The sequence below is a fragment of the Pseudomonas sp. S3_B08 genome, assembly GCF_054667725.1.
Window position 1 is genome coordinate 3,806,008 of record NZ_CP162750.1, and the last position, 22,029, is coordinate 3,828,036.

General features: G+C 57.0%; 15 protein-coding genes, 2 tRNA genes and 3 rRNA genes. 3 read left to right on the plus strand and 17 right to left on the minus strand.

The features are described 5' to 3' along the window. Positions 1-64 precede the first annotated feature (64 nt). From AB4N73_RS17180 to AB4N73_RS17245, 14 genes are all read right to left on the minus strand, one after another. Positions 65-2,368, minus strand: a complete 2,304-nt coding sequence (locus AB4N73_RS17180; protein WP_460142350.1) for a PqiB family protein — start codon at positions 2,366-2,368, stop codon at positions 65-67. Next, on the minus strand, positions 2,361-2,984 hold the full coding sequence (locus tag AB4N73_RS17185) for a paraquat-inducible protein A (RefSeq protein WP_056790346.1): 624 nt from the start codon (positions 2,982-2,984) through the stop codon (positions 2,361-2,363). The genes AB4N73_RS17180 and AB4N73_RS17185 overlap by 8 nt, the downstream gene beginning before the upstream one ends. After that, positions 2,971-3,630 (minus strand): paraquat-inducible protein A, encoded by a 660-nt coding sequence (locus AB4N73_RS17190; RefSeq protein WP_056790348.1) that lies wholly within the window; start codon positions 3,628-3,630, stop codon positions 2,971-2,973. The genes AB4N73_RS17185 and AB4N73_RS17190 overlap by 14 nt, the downstream gene beginning before the upstream one ends. 146 nt (positions 3,631-3,776) lie before the next feature. Then, positions 3,777-3,892: ribosomal RNA gene (rrf, locus tag AB4N73_RS17195) — 5S ribosomal RNA — on the minus strand. Positions 3,893-4,048: 156 nt separating this feature from the next. Then, positions 4,049-6,942 (minus strand): 23S ribosomal RNA (locus tag AB4N73_RS17200). A 238-nt stretch (positions 6,943-7,180) separates the two neighbouring features. After that, a tRNA-Ala gene (locus AB4N73_RS17205) sits at positions 7,181-7,256 on the minus strand. Positions 7,257-7,266: 10 nt separating this feature from the next. After that, positions 7,267-7,343: transfer RNA gene (locus AB4N73_RS17210), tRNA-Ile, on the minus strand. Between the two features lie 123 nt (positions 7,344-7,466). Next, positions 7,467-9,003 (minus strand): 16S ribosomal RNA (locus AB4N73_RS17215). Together the 16S, 23S and 5S rRNA genes with 2 tRNA genes alongside form the textbook arrangement of a ribosomal RNA operon. A 541-nt stretch (positions 9,004-9,544) precedes the next feature. Next, entirely contained in the window at positions 9,545-10,168 is a 624-nt protein-coding gene (gene msrQ, locus AB4N73_RS17220; RefSeq protein WP_252886804.1) for a protein-methionine-sulfoxide reductase heme-binding subunit MsrQ, read from the minus strand. Continuing rightward, positions 10,168-11,181 (minus strand): protein-methionine-sulfoxide reductase catalytic subunit MsrP, encoded by a 1,014-nt coding sequence (gene msrP / locus AB4N73_RS17225; protein ID WP_460142351.1) that lies wholly within the window; start codon positions 11,179-11,181, stop codon positions 10,168-10,170. Before msrP ends, msrQ begins: the two co-directional genes overlap by 1 nt. A gap of 63 nt (positions 11,182-11,244) precedes the next feature. Continuing rightward, entirely contained in the window at positions 11,245-12,102 is an 858-nt protein-coding gene (pssA, locus tag AB4N73_RS17230; protein WP_016773182.1) for a CDP-diacylglycerol--serine O-phosphatidyltransferase, read from the minus strand. 148 nt (positions 12,103-12,250) lie between these two features. Next, on the minus strand, positions 12,251-13,267 hold the full coding sequence (gene ilvC, locus AB4N73_RS17235; protein WP_003228216.1) for a ketol-acid reductoisomerase: 1,017 nt from the start codon (positions 13,265-13,267) through the stop codon (positions 12,251-12,253). A gap of 46 nt (positions 13,268-13,313) precedes the next feature. Then, positions 13,314-13,805: an acetolactate synthase small subunit gene (ilvN, locus tag AB4N73_RS17240; RefSeq protein WP_003176102.1), complete on the minus strand. Its 492-nt coding sequence runs from the start codon at positions 13,803-13,805 to the stop codon at positions 13,314-13,316. A 2-nt stretch (positions 13,806-13,807) separates the two neighbouring features. Beyond that, positions 13,808-15,532 (minus strand): acetolactate synthase 3 large subunit, encoded by a 1,725-nt coding sequence (locus AB4N73_RS17245; protein ID WP_039761986.1) that lies wholly within the window; start codon positions 15,530-15,532, stop codon positions 13,808-13,810. Positions 15,533-15,931: 399 nt separating this feature from the next. Between AB4N73_RS17245 and AB4N73_RS17250 the strand changes: the two genes are divergently transcribed. Next, on the plus strand, positions 15,932-16,348 hold the full coding sequence (locus AB4N73_RS17250) for a DUF4124 domain-containing protein (protein WP_150638534.1): 417 nt from the start codon (positions 15,932-15,934) through the stop codon (positions 16,346-16,348). Between the two features lie 124 nt (positions 16,349-16,472). Here the strand turns inward: AB4N73_RS17250 and AB4N73_RS17255 are convergent, their stop codons facing one another. From AB4N73_RS17255 to mrcB, 3 genes are read right to left on the minus strand one after another with little or no spacing between them, the layout of a single operon-like run. Then, positions 16,473-16,808 carry a YqcC family protein gene (locus tag AB4N73_RS17255; protein ID WP_460142352.1) on the minus strand — a complete coding sequence of 112 codons (336 nt, stop codon included), beginning with the start codon at positions 16,806-16,808 and terminating at the stop codon, positions 16,473-16,475. After that, a complete protein-coding gene (locus tag AB4N73_RS17260; protein WP_041477844.1) occupies positions 16,808-17,557 on the minus strand; it encodes a tetratricopeptide repeat protein in 750 nt (249 codons plus the stop codon). Before AB4N73_RS17260 ends, AB4N73_RS17255 begins: the two co-directional genes overlap by 1 nt. 16 nt (positions 17,558-17,573) lie before the next feature. Continuing rightward, positions 17,574-19,898 (minus strand): penicillin-binding protein 1B, encoded by a 2,325-nt coding sequence (mrcB, locus tag AB4N73_RS17265; protein WP_095181816.1) that lies wholly within the window; start codon positions 19,896-19,898, stop codon positions 17,574-17,576. 116 nt (positions 19,899-20,014) lie between these two features. Here mrcB and AB4N73_RS17270 point away from each other — a divergent pair, with 116 nt between their 5' ends. Beyond that, positions 20,015-21,571: a bifunctional aminoglycoside phosphotransferase/ATP-binding protein gene (locus tag AB4N73_RS17270; RefSeq protein ID WP_460142353.1), complete on the plus strand. Its 1,557-nt coding sequence runs from the start codon at positions 20,015-20,017 to the stop codon at positions 21,569-21,571. A 91-nt stretch (positions 21,572-21,662) separates the two neighbouring features. Continuing rightward, positions 21,663-22,007, plus strand: coding sequence for a pentapeptide repeat-containing protein (locus AB4N73_RS17275; protein ID WP_305381534.1), 345 nt, complete (start codon positions 21,663-21,665; stop codon positions 22,005-22,007). Positions 22,008-22,029 lie beyond the last annotated feature (22 nt).

Consider the following 22,029-nt stretch of genomic DNA (forward strand, 5'->3'; position numbering starts at 1 on the left):
TGGAATGCGTTCCCCTTGTAGGAGTGAGCCTGCTCGCGATAGCGTCGTCCCAGACGCTGAAGAATTACTTACCGAGCTGAATCTTCGGCGCCCAGGTCAGCCATTCATCCTCGAACTTGTCGAACAACGGGAACGTCTGCTCGGCCCGCGCCGGATTGCCCATGCGCTCGCCATCCGGTGTGGCGAAGGCAATGCCACCTTGAATCAGCGTCTCCAGCGATTCGGTGCGCACCGTCACGCCTTTGAACAAGCCGTAATCGAAGCCCACGCCGCTGGTGTTCCAGAAACGGCTGCCGCTGCGCACCAGTGGCGCATACTTCGGCTCGATCAGGATGTGCACCAACACACGGTCAGCCGTTTGGCCCAACTCATAACCAGTGACCTTGCCGACGGTGATTTCACGGTAGGTCACTGGTACACCGGTCTTCAAGGAACCGCGACGTGCGGCGCTCAACACCAGACTCAGACCCGCTTCCTGCCTGGTGACTTCCAGCGCTTCGGCCAAGGCAACGAAGTTCTTCTGCGGGCCGAGATTCTTCGCCGCCGGCTGGACTTCGATGTATTTGCCGGTGACCAGCGTTTCCAGATTCTGCGTCTTGATCAGACCCAGTTCCGGCTTGACCACCCAGAATTGACTGCCGACTCGCGCAATCTTCTCCGGCACTTCGGTGATGCGAGCGGTGAGGATCACTGACTGCATGTCATCGGTAAGATCGACGCTTTCAATCTTGCCTACGTCCAACCCCTTGAAACGCACTGGTGTACCGCTGCTCAAACCGTCGGCGCGATCGACTTTGATGGTAACGACGGCACCTTTCTTGTTCGCCTCATCGTGATCGGCGAACAGACGGAAGCGCGGGATACGTTTCTTCAACGGCGCATTGGCTTGTGGGGTTTCGAAGGCAATACCACCGGCCATCAGGGTTTGCAGGGATTCACTCTTGACCTGAATGCCGCCGGTCAAGCCACCCGTGAGGGTAATGCCGCTGACGTTCCAGAAGCGCGTCGAGGCGTTGACCAGGTTTTCGTATTCCTTCTCGATGTGCACGCCGATGACCAGCTGCTTCTTGGTTCGGGAGAACTGGTAGCTCTGCACCGAACCGACCTTGACCTGCTTGTACAGAATCGGACTGCCGACATCGATCGAGCCCAGCGAATCGGTAAACAACACCAGATGCAGGCCTGGCGAACGCAGGTCCAGCGGTGGTGCTTTCGGTCGCGCCTCGAATTCGCGTTTCGGCGCAGCGCCTTTGTCGCCCGGACGCACGGCGATGTAGTTACCTTTCACCAGCGCTTCCAGGCCGGTAATACCGGCAAGGGATATCGACGGTTTGACCACCCAGAACTGCGTGCCCTCAACCAGATAGTCTTCGGCCAACGGATCGAGGGTCAGCTCGGCTGTTGCACTGTTCAGGTCCGGATCGACTTTGAGCGCTTTCAGGTTGCCGACCTGAATGCCTTTGTACATCACCGGCGTGCGACCGGCTTGCAGGCCCTCGAAATCGCTGAGTTTGACCTTCACGCGAATGCCGGCAGCGGCAGCGTCGAAGTCTTCATAGAGACGGAATGGCAGGCTCGGGTCGGTCGCCGGACTGTCCTTGCGATTCTCCGGCGTCGCGAACGCGATACCACCGGCGACGATGCTGGCCAGGGATTCACTGCGCACTTTCACGCCGGACAGGTTAGCGTCGATGCTGATGCCGCTGGCGTTCCAGAAACGAGTATGTTTGCGCACCAGTTTGGCGTAGGTAGGCTCAATGAACACCTTAAGTTCAACGGTGCTCTGATCCTCGGACAGCACGTAGCTTTTGACCTGACCGACCTTGATCTGTTTGTAGAACACCGGGCTGCCGCGATTCAACGAGCCGAGGCGATCGGCCTTGATGGTCAGGTGCAGACCGGGCTTGGCGTCGGACAGCGGCGGCTCTTCGGCCAAAGCCTTAAACTTGCGAACCGGCTCGCCTTCACCGGGACTGATGGCGACATAGTTACCCGAGACCAATGTTTCCAGACCGGTGATACCGGCCAGGGTCACGCTCGGTTTGACCAGCCAGAACCGCGTGCTGGTCTTCAGGTACTGCTCAACATCCTTGTTCATTTCGATGGTGGCGATCACCCCTTTCGAGTTGCCTTCATCATCGAGCTTGAGCGTCTTGACCTTGCCGACCGGCATGCCTTTGTAGACCACTTCAGTCTTGTTGGCCTGGATGCCTTCGCCGCTTTCAAAGCGCACCTGAATCTCGATACCGGTCTCGGAATAAGCACGCCAGCCGAGCCAGCCGCCGATGATCAGCGCGATCAGAGGCAGCACCCAAATGGCCGACCAGTTCGAAGCCGGTCGGGTTTTCGCTACAGGCAAATCAGTCATGGTCGTCGTCCGACTCCGTGTTATCCCAAATCAGTCGGGGATCGAAAGTAACTGCGGCGAGCATCGTCAGAATCACCACAGAGGCGAAGGCGACGGCGCCCAGATTGGCTTCGACACTGGCTATCCGGCCGAAGTTGACGACCGCCACGAGAATGGCGATCACGAAAATATCGAGCATCGACCAGCGGCCAATGAACTCGATGAAACGGTACATCCAGATACGCTGACGGGCCGACAATGGCTGCCGACGCTGCACGGAAAACAGCAGCAGCGCGATGCCGACCAGCTTGAACGTGGGCACCAGAATGCTGGCGATGAACACCACGGTGGCGATCGGGATCATGCCGTGCTGAACCAGTTCAATCACGCCGGACATGATGGTGCTCGGTTCACCCTGGCCCAGAGAACTGACCGTCATGATCGGCAAGACATTCGCCGGAACATAGATAATGGCTGCCGTGATCAACAGCGCCCAGGTGCGGGTCAAGCTGTTGGGGCGGCGAGCGTGAACCTGCGCGCCGCAGCGGGTACAGCTCTGCTCGTCGACGTCAGCTTCCTGCTTGTTCAGTTCGTGGCATTCGGTGCACACCAGAATGCCCGCATCAATCGCCCGCATGGGCATCCTCTCCTGATAATGCCTGCCAGATCTGATGCGGTGACATCACCACCTCCAGCCAGACTTGCACCAATAACAAGCCAATGAAACATGCCAGTCCGAGGCCGACGGTGATTGCTGCCATATCCGCCAGCTTCACGATCGCGACGAGGACGCCCATGAGGTAGACCTCGAGCATGCCCCAGTCCCTAAGGTGGTGGTAAATACGATAGAGCAGCAAACCGTAGCTTCGGCCGACATCGAAACGAATCGTCAGTAACACAAACAGCTGGCACAACAACTTGAGTAACGGTATGGCCATGCTGCAAAGGAAGACGACGATCGACACACCTTGCATGTCGGTGCTGAACAGGCCGACTACGCCACTCCAGACCGTATCCTGCGAGGATTGCCCGAGGATATTGAGTTGCATGATGGGTAAAAAGTTTGCCGGCACGTAAAGTAATAACGCGGCAATCACCAGGGCGAGGCTGCGCTGCACCACGTTATGGCGATGGGCGTACAACTCATAACCACAACGCGGGCAGAGTGCTTTCTCACCATGGGCAAGTGTCGGCTTGCGCATCAGCAGGTCGCACTCGTGGCAGGCTATCAAGTCTTCCAGCGGTAAATCTGACAGCCCGGGGGCGTCAACCGATTCTGACATACAGGCTCTGGCTCCGATAAAGATGGGGCTATTCTAGTGTTCTGCTTCGAAAATAACTGTGCAATTTTGTTCGCCATAGCGCTGAAACTTTCTCGCAGGCAAAACAAAACCCCAACTGCTTTCGCAATTGGGGTTTCGGAATTTAATCTTGACGATGACCTACTCTCACATGGGGAAACCCCACACTACCATCGGCGATGCATCGTTTCACTGCTGAGTTCGGGATGGGATCAGGTGGTTCCAACGCTCTATGGTCGTCAAGAAATTCGGGTACTGACTCGTGACCAGATGGCCTCGCTTCAGCAAATTGGGTATGTGACAGCTTTCGGTGTTTGTGCGTTTCGAACTTTCGGTTCGTTTCGTCTTCACACACCGCAATCTGGTGCCTTTTCAGGTCAGCAAATTGCTTGGGTGTTATATGGTCAAGCCTCACGGGCAATTAGTATTGGTTAGCTCAACGCCTCACAGCGCTTACACACCCAACCTATCAACGTCGTAGTCTTCGACGGCCCTTCAGGGAACTCAAGGTTCCAGTGAGATCTCATCTTGAGGCAAGTTTCCCGCTTAGATGCTTTCAGCGGTTATCTTTCCCGAACATAGCTACCCGGCAATGCCACTGGCGTGACAACCGGAACACCAGAGGTTCGTCCACTCCGGTCCTCTCGTACTAGGAGCAGCCCCTCTCAAATCTCAAACGTCCACGGCAGATAGGGACCGAACTGTCTCACGACGTTCTAAACCCAGCTCGCGTACCACTTTAAATGGCGAACAGCCATACCCTTGGGACCGGCTTCAGCCCCAGGATGTGATGAGCCGACATCGAGGTGCCAAACACCGCCGTCGATATGAACTCTTGGGCGGTATCAGCCTGTTATCCCCGGAGTACCTTTTATCCGTTGAGCGATGGCCCTTCCATACAGAACCACCGGATCACTAAGACCTACTTTCGTACCTGCTCGACGTGTCTGTCTCGCAGTCAAGCGCGCTTTTGCCTTTATACTCTACGACCGATTTCCGACCGGTCTGAGCGCACCTTCGTACTCCTCCGTTACTCTTTAGGAGGAGACCGCCCCAGTCAAACTACCCACCATACACTGTCCTCGATCCGGATAACGGACCTGAGTTAGAACCTCAAAGTTGCCAGGGTGGTATTTCAAGGATGGCTCCACGCGAACTGGCGTCCACGCTTCAAAGCCTCCCACCTATCCTACACAAGCAAATTCAAAGTCCAGTGCAAAGCTATAGTAAAGGTTCACGGGGTCTTTCCGTCTAGCCGCGGATACACTGCATCTTCACAGCGATTTCAATTTCACTGAGTCTCGGGTGGAGACAGCGCCGCCATCGTTACGCCATTCGTGCAGGTCGGAACTTACCCGACAAGGAATTTCGCTACCTTAGGACCGTTATAGTTACGGCCGCCGTTTACCGGGGCTTCGATCAAGAGCTTCGCGTTAGCTAACCCCATCAATTAACCTTCCGGCACCGGGCAGGCGTCACACCCTATACGTCCACTTTCGTGTTTGCAGAGTGCTGTGTTTTTAATAAACAGTCGCAGCGGCCTGGTATCTTCGACCGGCATGAGCTTACGGAGCAAGTCCTTCACCCTCACCGGCGCACCTTCTCCCGAAGTTACGGTGCCATTTTGCCTAGTTCCTTCACCCGAGTTCTCTCAAGCGCCTTGGTATTCTCTACCCAACCACCTGTGTCGGTTTGGGGTACGGTTCCTGGTTACCTGAAGCTTAGAAGCTTTTCTTGGAAGCATGGCATCAACCACTTCGTGTTCTAAAAGAACACTCGTCATCAGCTCTCGGCCTTAAGATCCCGGATTTACCTAAGATCTCAGCCTACCACCTTAAACTTGGACAACCAACGCCAAGCTGGCCTAGCCTTCTCCGTCCCTCCATCGCAATAACCAGAAGTACAGGAATATTAACCTGTTTTCCATCGACTACGCTTTTCAGCCTCGCCTTAGGGACCGACTAACCCTGCGTCGATTAACGTTGCGCAGGAAACCTTGGTCTTTCGGCGTGGGTGTTTTTCACACCCATTGTCGTTACTCATGTCAGCATTCGCACTTCTGATACCTCCAGCAAGCTTCTCAACTCACCTTCACAGGCTTACAGAACGCTCCTCTACCGCATCACCCGAAGGTGATACCCGTAGCTTCGGTGTATGGTTTGAGCCCCGTTACATCTTCCGCGCAGGCCGACTCGACTAGTGAGCTATTACGCTTTCTTTAAAGGGTGGCTGCTTCTAAGCCAACCTCCTAGCTGTCTAAGCCTTCCCACATCGTTTCCCACTTAACCATAACTTTGGGACCTTAGCTGACGGTCTGGGTTGTTTCCCTTTTCACGACGGACGTTAGCACCCGCCGTGTGTCTCCCATGCTCGGCACTTGTAGGTATTCGGAGTTTGCATCGGTTTGGTAAGTCGGGATGACCCCCTAGCCGAAACAGTGCTCTACCCCCTACAGTGATACATGAGGCGCTACCTAAATAGCTTTCGAGGAGAACCAGCTATCTCCGAGCTTGATTAGCCTTTCACTCCGATCCACAGGTCATCCGCTAACTTTTCAACGGTAGTCGGTTCGGTCCTCCAGTCAGTGTTACCTAACCTTCAACCTGCCCATGGATAGATCGCCCGGTTTCGGGTCTATTCCCAGCGACTAGACGCCCTATTAAGACTCGCTTTCGCTACGCCTCCCCTATTCGGTTAAGCTCGCCACTGAAAATAAGTCGCTGACCCATTATACAAAAGGTACGCAGTCACAGAACAAAGTCTGCTCCCACTGCTTGTACGCATACGGTTTCAGGATCTATTTCACTCCCCTCTCCGGGGTTCTTTTCGCCTTTCCCTCACGGTACTAGTTCACTATCGGTCAGTCAGTAGTATTTAGCCTTGGAGGATGGTCCCCCCATATTCAGACAAAGTTTCTCGTGCTCCGTCCTACTCGATTTCATGACTAAGAGATTTTCGCGTACAGGGCTATCACCCACTATGGCCGCACTTTCCAGAGCGTTCCGCTAATCTCAAAGCCACTTAAGGGCTAGTCCCCGTTCGCTCGCCACTACTAAGGGAATCTCGGTTGATTTCTTTTCCTCAGGGTACTTAGATGTTTCAGTTCCCCTGGTTCGCCTCTTGCACCTATGTATTCAGTACAAGATAACCATCTTATGATGGCTGGGTTCCCCCATTCAGACATCTCCGGATCAAAGTCTGTTTGCCGACTCCCCGAAGCTTTTCGCAGGCTACCACGTCTTTCATCGCCTCTGACTGCCAAGGCATCCACCGTATGCGCTTCTTCACTTGACCATATAACCCCAAGCAATCTGGTTATACTGTGAAGACGACATTCGCCGAAAATTCGAATTTCTCAACTAAGAGAACTCACAAATTTTACCTTAGCCTGATCCGTTACCAGTGAAAGTAACGTTCAGTCTATCTTTCTATCACATACCCAAATTTTTAAAGAACGATCTAATCAAAAGACTAGAAATCAATATTCAGTACGAATATTCATTTCTAAACTCTCAAACTTCGAAGCAGTTTATGGTGGAGCCAAGCGGGATCGAACCGCTGACCTCCTGCGTGCAAGGCAGGCGCTCTCCCAGCTGAGCTATGGCCCCATAACAAAATTGGTGGGTCTGGGCAGATTCGAACTGCCGACCTCACCCTTATCAGGGGTGCGCTCTAACCAACTGAGCTACAGACCCAATTTCGAGCTTGTAACTGTTAGCTCAGAGCTATCAGCTTGGAGCTTAAAGCTGCTTCTATCGTCTTCTTCAATGAATCAAGCAATTCGTGTGGGAGCTCATGCAGCAGCTGATGTCGTCGATTAAGGAGGTGATCCAGCCGCAGGTTCCCCTACGGCTACCTTGTTACGACTTCACCCCAGTCATGAATCACACCGTGGTAACCGTCCCCCCGAAGGTTAGACTAGCTACTTCTGGTGCAACCCACTCCCATGGTGTGACGGGCGGTGTGTACAAGGCCCGGGAACGTATTCACCGCGACATTCTGATTCGCGATTACTAGCGATTCCGACTTCACGCAGTCGAGTTGCAGACTGCGATCCGGACTACGATCGGTTTTATGGGATTAGCTCCACCTCGCGGCTTGGCAACCCTTTGTACCGACCATTGTAGCACGTGTGTAGCCCAGGCCGTAAGGGCCATGATGACTTGACGTCATCCCCACCTTCCTCCGGTTTGTCACCGGCAGTCTCCTTAGAGTGCCCACCATTACGTGCTGGTAACTAAGGACAAGGGTTGCGCTCGTTACGGGACTTAACCCAACATCTCACGACACGAGCTGACGACAGCCATGCAGCACCTGTCTCAATGTTCCCGAAGGCACCAATCCATCTCTGGAAAGTTCATTGGATGTCAAGGCCTGGTAAGGTTCTTCGCGTTGCTTCGAATTAAACCACATGCTCCACCGCTTGTGCGGGCCCCCGTCAATTCATTTGAGTTTTAACCTTGCGGCCGTACTCCCCAGGCGGTCAACTTAATGCGTTAGCTGCGCCACTAAGAGCTCAAGGCTCCCAACGGCTAGTTGACATCGTTTACGGCGTGGACTACCAGGGTATCTAATCCTGTTTGCTCCCCACGCTTTCGCACCTCAGTGTCAGTATCAGTCCAGGTGGTCGCCTTCGCCACTGGTGTTCCTTCCTATATCTACGCATTTCACCGCTACACAGGAAATTCCACCACCCTCTACCATACTCTAGCTTGCCAGTTTTGGATGCAGTTCCCAGGTTGAGCCCGGGGATTTCACATCCAACTTAACAAACCACCTACGCGCGCTTTACGCCCAGTAATTCCGATTAACGCTTGCACCCTCTGTATTACCGCGGCTGCTGGCACAGAGTTAGCCGGTGCTTATTCTGTCGGTAACGTCAAAACAGCAAAGTATTAATTTACTGCCCTTCCTCCCAACTTAAAGTGCTTTACAATCCGAAGACCTTCTTCACACACGCGGCATGGCTGGATCAGGCTTTCGCCCATTGTCCAATATTCCCCACTGCTGCCTCCCGTAGGAGTCTGGACCGTGTCTCAGTTCCAGTGTGACTGATCATCCTCTCAGACCAGTTACGGATCGTCGCCTTGGTGAGCCATTACCTCACCAACTAGCTAATCCGACCTAGGCTCATCTGATAGCGCAAGGCCCGAAGGTCCCCTGCTTTCTCCCGTAGGACGTATGCGGTATTAGCGTTCCTTTCGAAACGTTGTCCCCCACTACCAGGCAGATTCCTAGGCATTACTCACCCGTCCGCCGCTGAATCCAGGAGCAAGCTCCTCTCATCCGCTCGACTTGCATGTGTTAGGCCTGCCGCCAGCGTTCAATCTGAGCCATGATCAAACTCTTCAGTTCAAACATCTTTGGGTTTTTAAGAAACCCTAAACTTGGCTCAGCAATCGTTGGTTACATCTTTGATTTCTCGCGGAGTAACTTGTGATGCTGATAATCTTGTTGACTATCAGTCTGACTACACAAGCACCCACACGAATTGCTTGATTCAGTTGTTAAAGAGCGGTTGGTTAAGATCTTTCGTCTCAACCGAGGCGCGCATTCTACAGCAGCCTCATTTGCTGTCAAGTGATTATTTTCAGAAGTTTTCGAAGAATTCTTCAACAACTTCAACCACTTGCGCTTCCGATCTCTCGTTAGCGGGAGGCGAATTCTACAGCGTTAATCGCTGCTGTCAACACCTCTTTTTTTCCGCTTTCGACCGAGAAGATCGAACCGTTAAAAGAACTACACATCACTGCCCTTTCAACTCCTTCCAGGCTTCGATGACCTGAAGCAAGCCGCTGTCGAAAACCGCATAACTCTTTGAATCTCAAGGAGTTTTCCGTTTCGACTGCGCCGGAAGTGGGGCGAATTATAGACCTCTGGAATCTGCCGTCAACCGTTAATTTCGCTTTTCTTGCAGATTCTGCTTTTTAGCCATTAAACGCGGGATTCGCCTCATCACCGGCGGCACACGAAGCAGCAAGAGCACAGCGCCTATAAAGGCATAAATCGCCCACTCCTCTAGATCGGCCCGCACGATCCAGAGCATATGCAGCAAACCCAGCCCAAGTATCACGTAAACCAAGCGATGCAGCTTCTTCCAGCGAGCACCCAAACGACGCTGACTATAACGATTCGACGTCACTGCCAGTATCAGCAATCCGAGAAAGCCGAGTGCACCGACAATGATGTAAGGCCGCTTGCGTAGCTCGACGCCCAACTGTGACCAGTCAAACCCGAGGATAAACGCCATATAGCTGAACAGATGTAGCGCTACATAAGCAAAACACCAAAGCCCCAACTGCCTGCGCACCGCGATCCACCCCGCCCAGCCGCTCAGCTTTTGCAACGGCGTCATGCTCAGCGTAATCAACAGAAACACCAGCGTGCCAAGCCCGAGACGATCAACCAGCACCTTGCCCGGATCAGGCCCGAGCAGATCGGCGAAAGCCTGATAGATCCACAGCAATGGCCAGACCGCCGCAGCAATGAAAACGCCCACTCGCCAGAACGGATAACGCATCAGTAGTTCTTCCGCAGATCGAGCCCTGTATATAGAGAAGCGACTTCATCCGAGTAGCCGTTGAACATCTCCGTATCGCGCACATTCGGTTTGAACAGGCTGTTCGGCAAGCGCCGCTCGCGCGCCTGGGTCCAGCGCGGATGGTCGACCGTAGGATTCACATTCGCGTAGAAGCCATACTCATCGGCAGCAATGCTTTGCCAAGTGGTCTTCGGCTGCTCGCTGACCAGACTGATGCGCACAATGGATTTCACGCTTTTGAAGCCGTACTTCCACGGCACCACCAGACGCAAAGGCGCGCCGTTCTGGTTCGGCAGTTCGCGTCCATACATGCCCACCGCGAGGATCGCCAAAGGATTCATCGCTTCATCGAGACGCAAACCTTCGACGTACGGCCAGTCGATCAAGGCAAAACCGGAACGCTGGCCGGGCATGCTCTTGGGATCCTGCAGGGTTTCAAAGCGGATGTACTTGGCCTTGGAAGTCGGCTCGACCTGCTTGAGCAAGGCCGAGATGGGAAAGCCGATCCAGGGAATGACCATCGACCACGCCTCGACGCAGCGCAGACGATAAATACGTTCCTCCAGTTGATACGGCTTCATGAAGTCTTCCAGCGCATAACGCCCCGGCTTACCCACCTCCCCGTCAATCACCACGCTCCAGGGTTCGGTTTTCAGGTCGCCAGCGTTCCTCGCCGGATCGCCCTTGCCGGTACCGAATTCATAAAAGTTGTTGTAGTTCGTAGCGTCTTTATAAGGCGTGATCGCCTCGTCCTTGACGTTGACCGCACCCCATTGAGTAGAAGGAAGCTTTTCGGCAAACCAGGCCGGAGCCTTGCCGGGTTCAACATCAGAGTAGCGAGGGGCATCAGCGGCACTGGCCCAGCGTGGCAGGCTGCCCATGGCAATACCGGCAGCAGTGGCGCCGAGCAATTGGCGACGGGAGAGATAAATGGCTTCAGGCGTGACATCCGACTCATGGCAGTCGGATGCTTTGGGGATCTTGATCAACATGACAACTCCGCAGCTTTGGAGGACAGGTGCACCCATAGACTGCGGAGTATGCGGGAAATTACATCACTCGGCGTTTTTGTGACGACGAAGACGCAACAGATATTGCACCGGACCGGACGCCGCATAGGCGAGGAACACCAGCAGCAGAATGCGCGGCGGATCACTGAACACGACAGCGAATACCAGCACCACCGCCAGGATCGCCACGAACGGCACGCGACCTTTGAGATCCAGCTCCTTGAAGCTGTTGTACTTGATGTTGCTGACCATCAGCATGCCGGCCGCCGCCACCATCAACGCCACCAGGAACGACATCTTCGAACCCTGAATGCCGTAATCGCTGAACGCCCAGACAATGCCGGCCACAACACCTGCCGCCGCCGGGCTGGCCAGACCGATGAAGTAACGTTTGTCCGCCGTGCCGACCTGGGTGTTGAAACGCGCCAGACGCAACGCCGCACCCGCTACATATATGAAGGCGACCATCCAGCCGACCTTGCCCATGTCTCCCAGCGCCCAGCCGAAGGCCAGCAATGCCGGCGCGACGCCGAAGGCGACCATGTCCGACAGCGAGTCGTACTCGGCGCCGAAGGCACTTTGCGTATTGGTCATGCGCGCCACGCGACCATCAAGACCGTCGAGCACCATCGCGACGAAAATCGCGATCGCAGCGAAGGCGAAGTACTTGCTCGCATTCACCGAGTCGCCGGCGCTCAACGCGGCCTGCGCGCTCATCGAGTTGATGATGGAATAGAAGCCTGCGAACAGGTTGGCGGTGGTGAACAGGTTCGGCAGCAGATAGATACCACGATGCCGGACTTTACGACCTTCGGCGTCGTGCCCTTCTTCGATGTGTTCATCGATGGGCAGCAGGCTTTCGGCGTCGGAAGCCTTGTTCGGCTCTTCGGGACGTTCGCTCATGGACATTACCTTGCAACGGTTTGGAAAAAATTCGACAGAGGCTTGAGGACGTCAGTTCGGCCACAAACGATGCAGCTTTATACCAGAAGCACCGGCCCAAACGAAAAAACGCGGCCTAGGCCGCGTTTTTCGTACAAGGGACGACGACTTAGTTTTTGGCTTTGTCGACGATCTTGTTGGCACCGATCCACGGCATCATGGAGCGCAGTTGCTCGCCGATGATTTCGATACCGTGAGCGGCGTTGTTACGACGCTTGGCGGTCATCGAAGGGTAGCCGGTTGCGCCTTCGCTGATGAACATTTTGGCGTATTCGCCGTCCTGAATACGTTTCAGGGCGTTGCGCATGGCCTGACGGGATTCGGCGTTGATCACTTCCGGGCCAGTCACGTACTCGCCGTACTCGGCGTTGTTGGAGATCGAGTAGTTCATGTTGGCGATACCGCCTTCGTACATGAGGTCAACGATCAGCTTCAGTTCGTGCAGGCACTCGAAGTAGGCCATTTCCGGCGCGTAGCCAGCTTCAACCAGGGTTTCGAAACCGGCTTTTACCAGTTCAACGGTACCGCCGCACAGAACGGCTTGTTCGCCGAACAGGTCAGTTTCGGTCTCGTCCTTGAAGGTGGTTTCGATGATGCCGGTACGACCGCCACCGACGCCCGCGGCGTAGGACAGTGCAACGTTTTTGGCGTTGCCCGAGGCGTCCTGGTAGATCGCGATCAGGTCAGGGATACCGCCGCCTTTGACGAACTCGGAACGCACAGTGTGGCCCGGGGCTTTCGGCGCGATCATGATCACGTCGAGGTCGGCACGCGGAACAACCTGGTTGTAGTGAATCGCGAAGCCGTGGGAGAAGGCCAGAGTGGCGCCTTTCTTGATGTTCGGCTCGATTTCGTTCTTGTACAGCGAGGACTGGAACTCGTCCGGGGTCAGGATCATGACCAGGTCGGCAGCGGCAACAGCGGAAGCCACGTCGGTCACTTTCAGGCCGTGAGCTTCGGCTTTGGCAACGGTGGCCGAACCTTTACGCAGACCGACGGTAACGTCGACACCGGAGTCTTTCAGGTTGCACGCCTGAGCGTGGCCCTGGGAGCCGTAACCGATGATGGCAACTTTCTTGCCCTGGATGATCGACAGGTCGCAGTCTTTATCGTAGAAAACTTTCATGAATTTCCCCTTATATCCGGCCGTTCAGGCCATGCGCTAATTTGGTTTAGATGCTGAGAACTTTGTCGCCGCGAGCAATGCCGGTCACGCCGCTACGGACGGTTTCCAGAATCGATGCGGTGCCGATGGACTGAATGAAGCTGTCGAGCTTGTCGCTGGTACCGGTCAACTGAACGGTATACACGCTGGCGCTGACATCGACGATCTGCCCACGGTAGATATCGGTAGTGCGTTTGATCTCGGCGCGCTGGGCGCCAGTGGCCTTGACCTTGACCAGCATCAGTTCACGCTCGATGTGAGCGCTTTCCGACAGGTCCACCAGCTTGACCACTTCGATCAGCTTGTTCAGGTTTTTGGTGATCTGCTCGATCACTTCATCGTGGCCCACGGTGGTCAGCGTCAGACGCGACAGGGTCGGGTCTTCGGTCGGCGCCACGGTCAGGCTTTCGATGTTGTAGTTGCGCTGCGAGAACAGGCCGACTACACGAGACAGAGCGCCGGGTTCGTTTTCCAGAAGCAGGGAAATAATGTGCCGCATGATTAAGTACGCTCCGTCTTGCTCAGCCACATATCGCGCATGGAGCCGTCTTTGATCTGCATCGGGTAGACGTGCTCGCTGGTGTCGACCGCAACATCGATGATCACCAGGCGATCCTTCATGGCGAACGCTTCGGCCATCTTCGACTTCAAATCTTTCGATTCGGTGATGCGTACGCCCACATGGCCGTAGGCTTCAGCCAGCTTGATGAAGTCAGGCAGCGATTCCATGTAGGAGTGCGAGTGACGGCTGCCGTAGCTCATGTCCTGCCACTGGCGAACCATGCCCAGCACACCGTTGTTGAGGATGACGATCTTTACCGGCAAGCCGTATTGCAGGCAGGTCGACAGCTCCTGGATGTTCATCTGGATACTGCCTTCGCCGGTGACGCAGGCAACGTCGTCGTCCGGAAAGCTCAGCTTGATGCCCATCGCTGCTGGCAGACCGAAGCCCATCGTGCCCAGACCACCGGAGTTGATCCAGCGGTTAGGCTTGTTGAACGTGTAGTACTGCGCAGCGAACATCTGGTGCTGACCCACGTCGGAGGTCACAAAGGCGTCGCCCTTGGTCACTTCGCAGAGGGTTTCGATCACGGTCTGCGGTTTGATCTTGCTGCCGTCGCCCTTTTCATAAGGGAACAGGCCGCGATCGCCACGCCATTCATCGACCTGCTTCCACCAACTGGCCACGGACTCCTTGTTCGGGGTCTCGCCGATTTCCTTGAGGATCGCGACCATTTCGGTCAGGACGCTCTCGACCGGACCCACGATTGGCACGTCAGCCTTGATGGTCTTGGAGATCGACGCCGGGTCGATGTCGATGTGGATGATCTTGGCGTTCGGGCAGAATTTCGCCGGGCCGTTGATCACCCGATCGTCGAAGCGTGCGCCGACGGCGAGGATCACATCGGCATGGTGCATCGCCAGGTTCGCGGTGTAGCTGCCGTGCATGCCGAGCATGCCGATGAACTGACGGTCAGTGCCGGGGAAAGCGCCCAGACCCATCAAGGTGTTGGTCACCGGCAGGTTGAGCATTTTCGCCAGCTCGGTCAGTTGCGCGGAGCCATTGCCGAGAATCACGCCGCCGCCGGAGTACAGCACCGGGCGCTTGGCCGCCAACAACATTTCTGCCGCCTTGCGGATCTGCCCGGAGTGACCGCGAACGGCCGGGCTGTAGGAACGCAGCTTGGCTTTCTTCGGGAAAACGTATTCGAATTTCTCGGCCGGATTGGTCATGTCTTTCGGGATGTCGACCACGACCGGGCCCGGACGACCGGACTGCGCCAGGTAGAAGGCCTTCTTCATGACTTCCGGGATTTCCGAAGCGTGCTTGATCATGAAGCTGTGCTTCACGATCGGCCGGGAGATACCGATCATGTCGGTTTCCTGGAACGCGTCGGTGCCGACCATGGTGCTTGGCACCTGACCGGAAATGATCACCATCGGAATCGAGTCCATATAGGCGGTGGCGATACCGGTGATGGCGTTTGTGGCGCCTGGACCGGATGTCACCAATACCACGCCGGCTTTACCGGTGGCACGGGCGTAGCCGTCAGCCATATGGGTCGCCGCTTGTTCGTGACGAACCAGGATGTGGGTCACTTCCGGTTCTTTGAACAGGGCATCGTAAACATGCAGGAGAGCACCACCCGGGTACCCGTAGATATATTTGACGCCTTCGTCACGCAAAAAGCGGACGAGCATCTCACCGCCAGATAAAAGCTCCACGTTGTTCACCTCTAAAACGCCAGAATACCGTCCACAAAAAAGGGGCGGGTCTTAATAGGTTTACTTCTCGGCAGAGCATGAGCGACGGTGGTCGCCGACTACGTCAGCACTGACTGAGCAAGTATTGGGATCGTCCCAAGTGTTGCGGGCCTTTCCCACCCAGCGCGAGGTAACGCGTTGCGGGTGTAACAGGTCGGCGCGGATGTGCGCCTCATGATCTACCGAGTGGGTCTGCTTCTGGCAGTCCCTCTACAGCGGACTTTGGATTCTTCTGTTTCGCCCTCTGCAAGTCAAGTCGTCTGTGGGGTTAATTGTGGGTAAGCACATGAGAACGCAAGAAAAAACCTGAAAAGCGCTACTCTGTTAGCGTCAATTGCGCATTTTTGCCAAGGAATCAGCATGCGAACGCTCCTCCTCACTTTGCTGATCGGTCTCAGCCCATGGTGCTCAGCCGCTCAAATCTACAAATGGGTCGATGCCCAAGGCGTCACGCATTTCGATGCACAACCGCCGCAGGGCCAACCGGCGACGACCGTGCAAACGCCCTCCTCACCCGCGCCGAAAGCCGCGCCGCTGCCGGGCGGCGGCGTACTCGGCGATCAGAAAGCCATTGATGCCAAGGTGAAGAAACAGGTCGCCGAGCAGCAGGCGCAGCTCAAGGCCTTTTGCGAACAGGCACGCACGAACCTGGCGCAACTGCAGAACAATCCGCGCTTGCGTGAGGAGGTCGAGGGGGATTTGCGCAGGCTCGACGATACACAGCGTCAGGAACGCATCGTCGAAGCGAAGAAGCAGATTGCCGAGAATTGCTCGTAATCGCGACGTCGGAACTTGTAGGAGCTGACGAGTGCAACGAGGCTGCGATCTTTTGATCCTGCTCGTCTAAAGTCAAAAGATCGCAGCCTTCGGCAGCTCCTACAAAGCTCCTACACAACCGCGCTCAGCGGGAGGCAGTGATCAGCCGGTCAAACTCTTTGAGCAGCACCTGCAACTGCCGATCCTTGCCGCCAAGGTTGCGCTGGGCGAAGACCATTTCCGCCATTTCCTGAATGCCCGAGGCGTTCGGCAAGGGCAGATCCTGTTCGAGGATCATCTTCATGCGCGGCAGGAAGATCCATTGCAGCCATTGCTCGAAGTCCAGCGTGTCGACCGAAAACGGCTCGACACTGCTCAGCGCTTCGGCCGATGGCTCAACCTCATCCCACCAGCCCTGGGTGCGCAGCTCGCGTTCAATCAACAACAGCTGATCGGCGATTTTCGGGAAACGCACGTCCATCACAGGGAAACCTTGGCCTTCTGACGGGCCAGCGCGGCGCCGGCGGAATCGCCTTGTTTCTCACGAGATTGAGCGATGATTTCCCACAGGCTGGCTTGCAGATCCGGACGACCGTTGGCCATGGTCAACGCGCGACGGGCAAATTGCTCGGCTTGCGGCGCATCGCCCTGGGCCATGCGCACCTGCGCCAGACGGTAAAGCACTTGTGGCTCCCGGGGGGCGACACGTTGCGCCCGCTCCAGGCTGGAAGAGGCACCGTTGAGGTCGCCGCCAGCCTGCTGCTGTTGCGCGGTGGTCAGCAAGGCGAGTACCGGACCGTCCAGTTGCTCATCCGCCGACAGACCACCGCCACTGCTGGCCGAAGGAATGCCACTTGGCGTCGACGGCATGCTGTAGCTGCCGGAGTTGATCGGCGCCGACTCAACCGCCGATGGGTTATACGGCCCCGACGTGATACCGCCAGATGCAGGCCCCGGGACGATCGGCGAAGAACTGATCGGTGTTGACACCGCAGCACCGCCGCCCGGCACCATCACCACCACGCCGGTATCGCCCTGCGGAATCGCCTGAGTCTGGCCCTGCGCCGGGCGCTTGACCGTGGTCTGGCGGAAACCGCCATTGGCGCCGATGCGTTCGCTGTTGGACACGGCCGTACCCGAATCCACTACCGGAATCGAACCACGCTGTACGGTGGAGCAGCCGCTGAGCAAAGCCACGGCGGTCACCGCTGGAATCAACCACTTGTTCACTTGAAACCCTCTTTGCTTAATTCATCCAGCCCTTGACCCAGTCCATCACCGACTCCGGCGAGGCAGGTGTTTCGCTTGCACACGCGGCGCCGGGTGGCGGCTCGCTGCCGCGAATATACGGCATCTGTACCGCGCCGGGGCAGTTGGCATCGGAACCCTGGCCGGTGCGCGAATCGACCCAGGCCTGCACGACGTTGTCCGGCTGCGGCATGTCCAGCGGCAGCGGATCGGCCTTGCGCATGAAACTGGTCCAGACCTGCAGCGCACCGGTCGCCCCGGTGAACGGCGTCTTGCCGTTGTCGTCGCGGCCGAGCCAGACCACTGCCAGCAGATCCTGACTGAAACCGGCAAACCAGCTGTCGCGCGAATCGTTACTGGTACCGGTCTTGCCCGCCAGTGTCAGGGTCTTGGGCAGCACGTTATAAACCGAACTGCCGGTACCTTCACGCATCACCCGCTGCATGGCGTTCTGGATCAGGTAAATCGAGGCAGGGTCGAAGCGCTGTTCGATCTGGAACGGATAACGCTTGAGCGGCTCGCCCTCGGCGGTCAGCACGCTGCGAATGCCGCGCATCGGCGTATTGAAACCACCGTTGGCCAGCGTCTGGTACATGGTCGCCACTTCGATCGGCGTCATACCGCCAGCACCGAGCAGCATCGACGGGAACGCCGGGAATTCACGGGTAACTCCCAGACGACCTACGGTCTTGAGCACGTTCGGCACGCCGACTTCCAGGCCCAGACGCGAGGTCGACAGGTTGTAGGAATGCGCCAGGCCCTGATAGAGGAACACTGTACCGTGGGAGCGGCGATCGTAGTTCTGCGGTTTCCACACCTGACCGTTGGCGCCCTTGACCGACAGTGGATCGTCCGACAGCCAACTGGTCAACGTGTACTGGCTCGGTTTCTCCAGCGCGGTCAGATACACCGCCGGTTTGATCAGCGAGCCGATCGGGCGTACCGCATCGAGTGCGCGGTTGAAACCGGCGTAACTGGCCTGACGGCTGCCGATCATCGCCTGGACTTCACCGGTTTCCGGGTTGGTCACGACCATCGCCGCTTCGACGTCATCCGAGCCCTTGCGCCCGGCCAGACGCTTGAACGTGTCGTTGACCGAGGCTTCGGCTTTCATCTGCAGAATCGGGTCGAAACTGGTGAAGATGCGCAGGCCTTCTTCGGTCAAGTCTTCGTCGCGGTAGTCTTCGCGCAACTGGCGTTTGACCAGGTCGATAAAGCCCGGGAACGAGCTGTCGGCGAGCTTGCCGCGAGTCGTCACACCGAGCGGCATTTTCTTCGCCGCTTCGACTTGTTCGGGGGTTGCCACACCTTGCTGCGCCAGCACGTCGAGGACCAGATTGCGCCGCTCCAGCGCGCGTTCCGGGTTGCGGCGCGGGTTGTAGTAGGACGGTCCCTTGACCATGCCGACCAGCATCGCAACCTGATGCAGTTTCAGCTCGGACAATGGCTGGCCGAAGAAGAACTGACTGGCCAGACCAAAACCGTGCACCGCACGCTGGCCGTCCTGACCGACGAAGACTTCGTTGAGGTAGGCCTCAAGAATTTCCTTCTTGTCGTAATGCAGTTCCAGCAGCAACGCCATCATCGCTTCGGTGAGCTTGCGGGTCAGGCTGCGTTCGCTTGTCAGGTAAAAGTTCTTCACCAACTGCTGGGTCAGCGTACTGCCGCCCTGGGTCATCTTGCCGCCGGAGGTGTTGATCCACACGGCGCGGGCGATCGATTTCGGCGACACGCCCCAGTGGCTGTAGAAGTCGCGGTCTTCGACGGCGATCAGGGTTTCGAGCAAGTACGGCGGCACCTGATCGAGTTTGATCAGGATGCGGTCTTCGAGATTTTTCGGGTAAATGCCGCCGATCATCAGCGGCTCGAGGCGCACCACCGACAGTTTCGAACCGTTGGTCGAGGACAGTTCGGCGACGTAGTCGCCGGAGAAGCGCACACGCACTGGCTGCGGCTTTTCCAGACCTTCATAGAACTGGAAGCCACGAGTGTTCAGGTCAACCGTATTGCCGCTGACGGCGGCGGCGCCGGGGCCATTGCTCACGGCTTCGCGGCGATAGCCGAGGGCATCGAGTTCGGTGAGGAAATCGTCCTTGCTGAGCTTCTGTCCGACGAACAGCTCAAGCGGGCGCGCGTACACCTTGGCCGGGATGGTCCAGCGCTTGCCGGAGAACTTCTCCTGCACCACGGCATCGAGGTAAACGGCAAAGCCGGCCAGCACTACAAGGCCGACCAGGCTGAGTTTAATGGCCCAGCTCAACCATGGGCTGAGGCCCTTGGCTGGTGGTTTTTTCTTGGTACGGGGGGATCGGGATCGAGTCATGGCGGCGGATTATACGCACTTTATCGATCCTCAACAGGCACGCGCGGAGGTTTGCGTCAGGCGGGCAAGCAGCCATAATGGCCGCCTCGAATTCCCCCGCCTCTGAAGGATCGCCCGTGAGCCAGTCCCTGATCGCTGCCCTGCAAAACCCGGCCCTCTACCCGCATCCCGTCGAAGGGTTTCAGGTCATCGAAACCCACATCTCGTGGGTGATTCTCACCGGGCCCTTTGCCTATAAAGTGAAGAAGCCGGTGAATTTCGGCTTCCTCGACTTCACCAGCCTCGACGCACGTGCGCATTTCTGCGCTGAAGAGCTGCGGCTGAACCAGCGTCTGACCGATGATTTGTATCTGGACGTGTTGCCGGTCACCGGCAGCGTCGAGGCACCGCAACTGGGCGGCGACGGCCCGGCTATCGAATACGTGCTGAAAATGCGCCAGTTCCCGCAGAGCGGCTTGCTCAGCACCCTGCAAGCCAATGGCGAACTGACCACTCAGCACATCGACGCGTTGGCCGAGCAGATCGCCCATTTCCATCTCAACGCCCCGAAAGTCCCGGCCGAACACGACGCCGGTACACCGGACAGCGTGATGGCGCCGGTCGCGCAAAATTTCGAGCAGATCCTGCCGTTCCTCAGCGACAAGAACGATTTGCTGCAACTTGAGGCATTGAAAGCCTGGGCCGAAAGCAGCTTCGAGCGCCTCAAGCCCCTGTTCGCCCAGCGCAAGACACAAGGTTTCACCCGTGAATGCCACGGCGACATTCACCTGGGCAACGCCACGGTCATCGACGGCAATGTGGTGATCTTCGACTGCATCGAGTTCAACGAGCCATTCCGTTTCACTGATGTCTGGGCCGACACCGGCTTCCTCGCCATGGACCTGGAAGACCGTGGCCTGAAATCGTTGGCGCGTCGCCTCATCAGCCAGTATCTGGAACTGACCGGCGACTATGAGGGCCTGGAAGTGCTGAACTTCTATAAAGCCTACCGCGCGCTGGTGCGGGCCAAGGTGGCACTGTTCAGCATGCCGGCGGACGCGACTGCGGTGCAGCGCGCCACCACCCTGCGCCAGTACCGCAACTACGCCAACCTGGCGGAAAGCTACAGCACCATTCCTTCGCGCTTCATGGCCATTACCCACGGTGTTTCCGCAGTCGGCAAGAGCCATGTGGCCATGCGCCTGGTCGAAGCGCTGGGCGCAATTCGCCTGCGTTCCGATGTCGAGCGCAAGCGCCTGTTCGGTGAGCAGACCGTTGCCAACGACGTGCAGGCCGGCATTTACAGTGCCGACGCCAGCACCGCGACCTACGCACGTCTGCATGAAATCGCCGAGGTGATCCTGCACGCCGGCTTCCCGGTGGTGATCGACGCGACTTACCTCAAGCGTGAACAGCGCGACAACGCGGCGAAGATTGCCGAAGCCACCGGCACGCCGTTCCTGATCCTCGACTGCAACGCCCCGCAAGCCGTGATCGAGAGCTGGCTGGCGATGCGCCAGGCCGATCAGAAGGATCCGTCCGACGCCACCCTGGCAGTGATCGAAGCGCAGCAGGTCAACCGCGAAGCGCTGACCCCGGAGGAGATTCTGCGCAGCAAACGCGTGCAGACCAATGAATCCGGCACGCTGGACACCGTGGTCGCGCAGATCCGTCAGCGCCTGCCTGGCCTGTAAAAAACTATTTCGGCCGTGAAGCCCTCGCTCGCTTCACGGCCGGCAAATAGTGGCACTATACTGGCGTCATAAAACCAACAGGTGATCTGACATGAGCCAGCCTAAACTGCTCGACACTCCGCTTTACGCCCTGCTGCACAAAGACGACGTTGCAGGCTTCAACAAGGAACGCCCACAGGATGGCCCCATCGACATGGTCGGCGGCGATTTCCGGGGCCTCGACCTGCGCGAACTGAACGCCGATAACGTGGATTTCCGCGATGCGTATTTCCGCTCCGCCGATTTGCGCGGCATCGATTTCCGCAAGGCTTCGCTCGAAGGCGCCAGCCTGGCCCATGCACAGATTTCCGGTGCGTACTTTCCGCCGGAGCTGAGTGCCGACGAGATCCTGATGTCGATGAATTTCGGTACACGGTTGCGCTATCGCACTCGCTGATATCCGGAAATCTTCCTGACAC

Excerpts from the sequence above, each read along its gene's own strand:
- AB4N73_RS17180 (WP_460142350.1), bottom strand. The coding sequence starts at position 2,368 with ATGACTGATTTGCCTGTAGCGAAAACCCGACCGGCTTCGAACTGGTCG.
- AB4N73_RS17185 (WP_056790346.1), bottom strand. The coding sequence starts at position 2,984 with ATGCGGGCGATTGATGCGGGCATTCTGGTGTGCACCGAATGCCACGAA.
- AB4N73_RS17190 (WP_056790348.1), bottom strand. The coding sequence starts at position 3,630 with ATGTCAGAATCGGTTGACGCCCCCGGGCTGTCAGATTTACCGCTGGAA.
- msrQ (WP_252886804.1), bottom strand. The coding sequence starts at position 10,168 with ATGCGTTATCCGTTCTGGCGAGTGGGCGTTTTCATTGCTGCGGCGGTC.
- msrP (WP_460142351.1), bottom strand. The coding sequence starts at position 11,181 with ATGTTGATCAAGATCCCCAAAGCATCCGACTGCCATGAGTCGGATGTC.
- pssA (WP_016773182.1), bottom strand. The coding sequence starts at position 12,102 with ATGAGCGAACGTCCCGAAGAGCCGAACAAGGCTTCCGACGCCGAAAGC.
- ilvC (WP_003228216.1), bottom strand. The coding sequence starts at position 13,267 with ATGAAAGTTTTCTACGATAAAGACTGCGACCTGTCGATCATCCAGGGC.
- ilvN (WP_003176102.1), bottom strand. The coding sequence starts at position 13,805 with ATGCGGCACATTATTTCCCTGCTTCTGGAAAACGAACCCGGCGCTCTG.
- AB4N73_RS17250 (WP_150638534.1), top strand. The coding sequence starts at position 15,932 with ATGCGAACGCTCCTCCTCACTTTGCTGATCGGTCTCAGCCCATGGTGC.
- AB4N73_RS17255 (WP_460142352.1), bottom strand. The coding sequence starts at position 16,808 with ATGGACGTGCGTTTCCCGAAAATCGCCGATCAGCTGTTGTTGATTGAA.
- mrcB (WP_095181816.1), bottom strand. The coding sequence starts at position 19,898 with ATGACTCGATCCCGATCCCCCCGTACCAAGAAAAAACCACCAGCCAAG.
- AB4N73_RS17275 (WP_305381534.1), top strand. The coding sequence starts at position 21,663 with ATGAGCCAGCCTAAACTGCTCGACACTCCGCTTTACGCCCTGCTGCAC.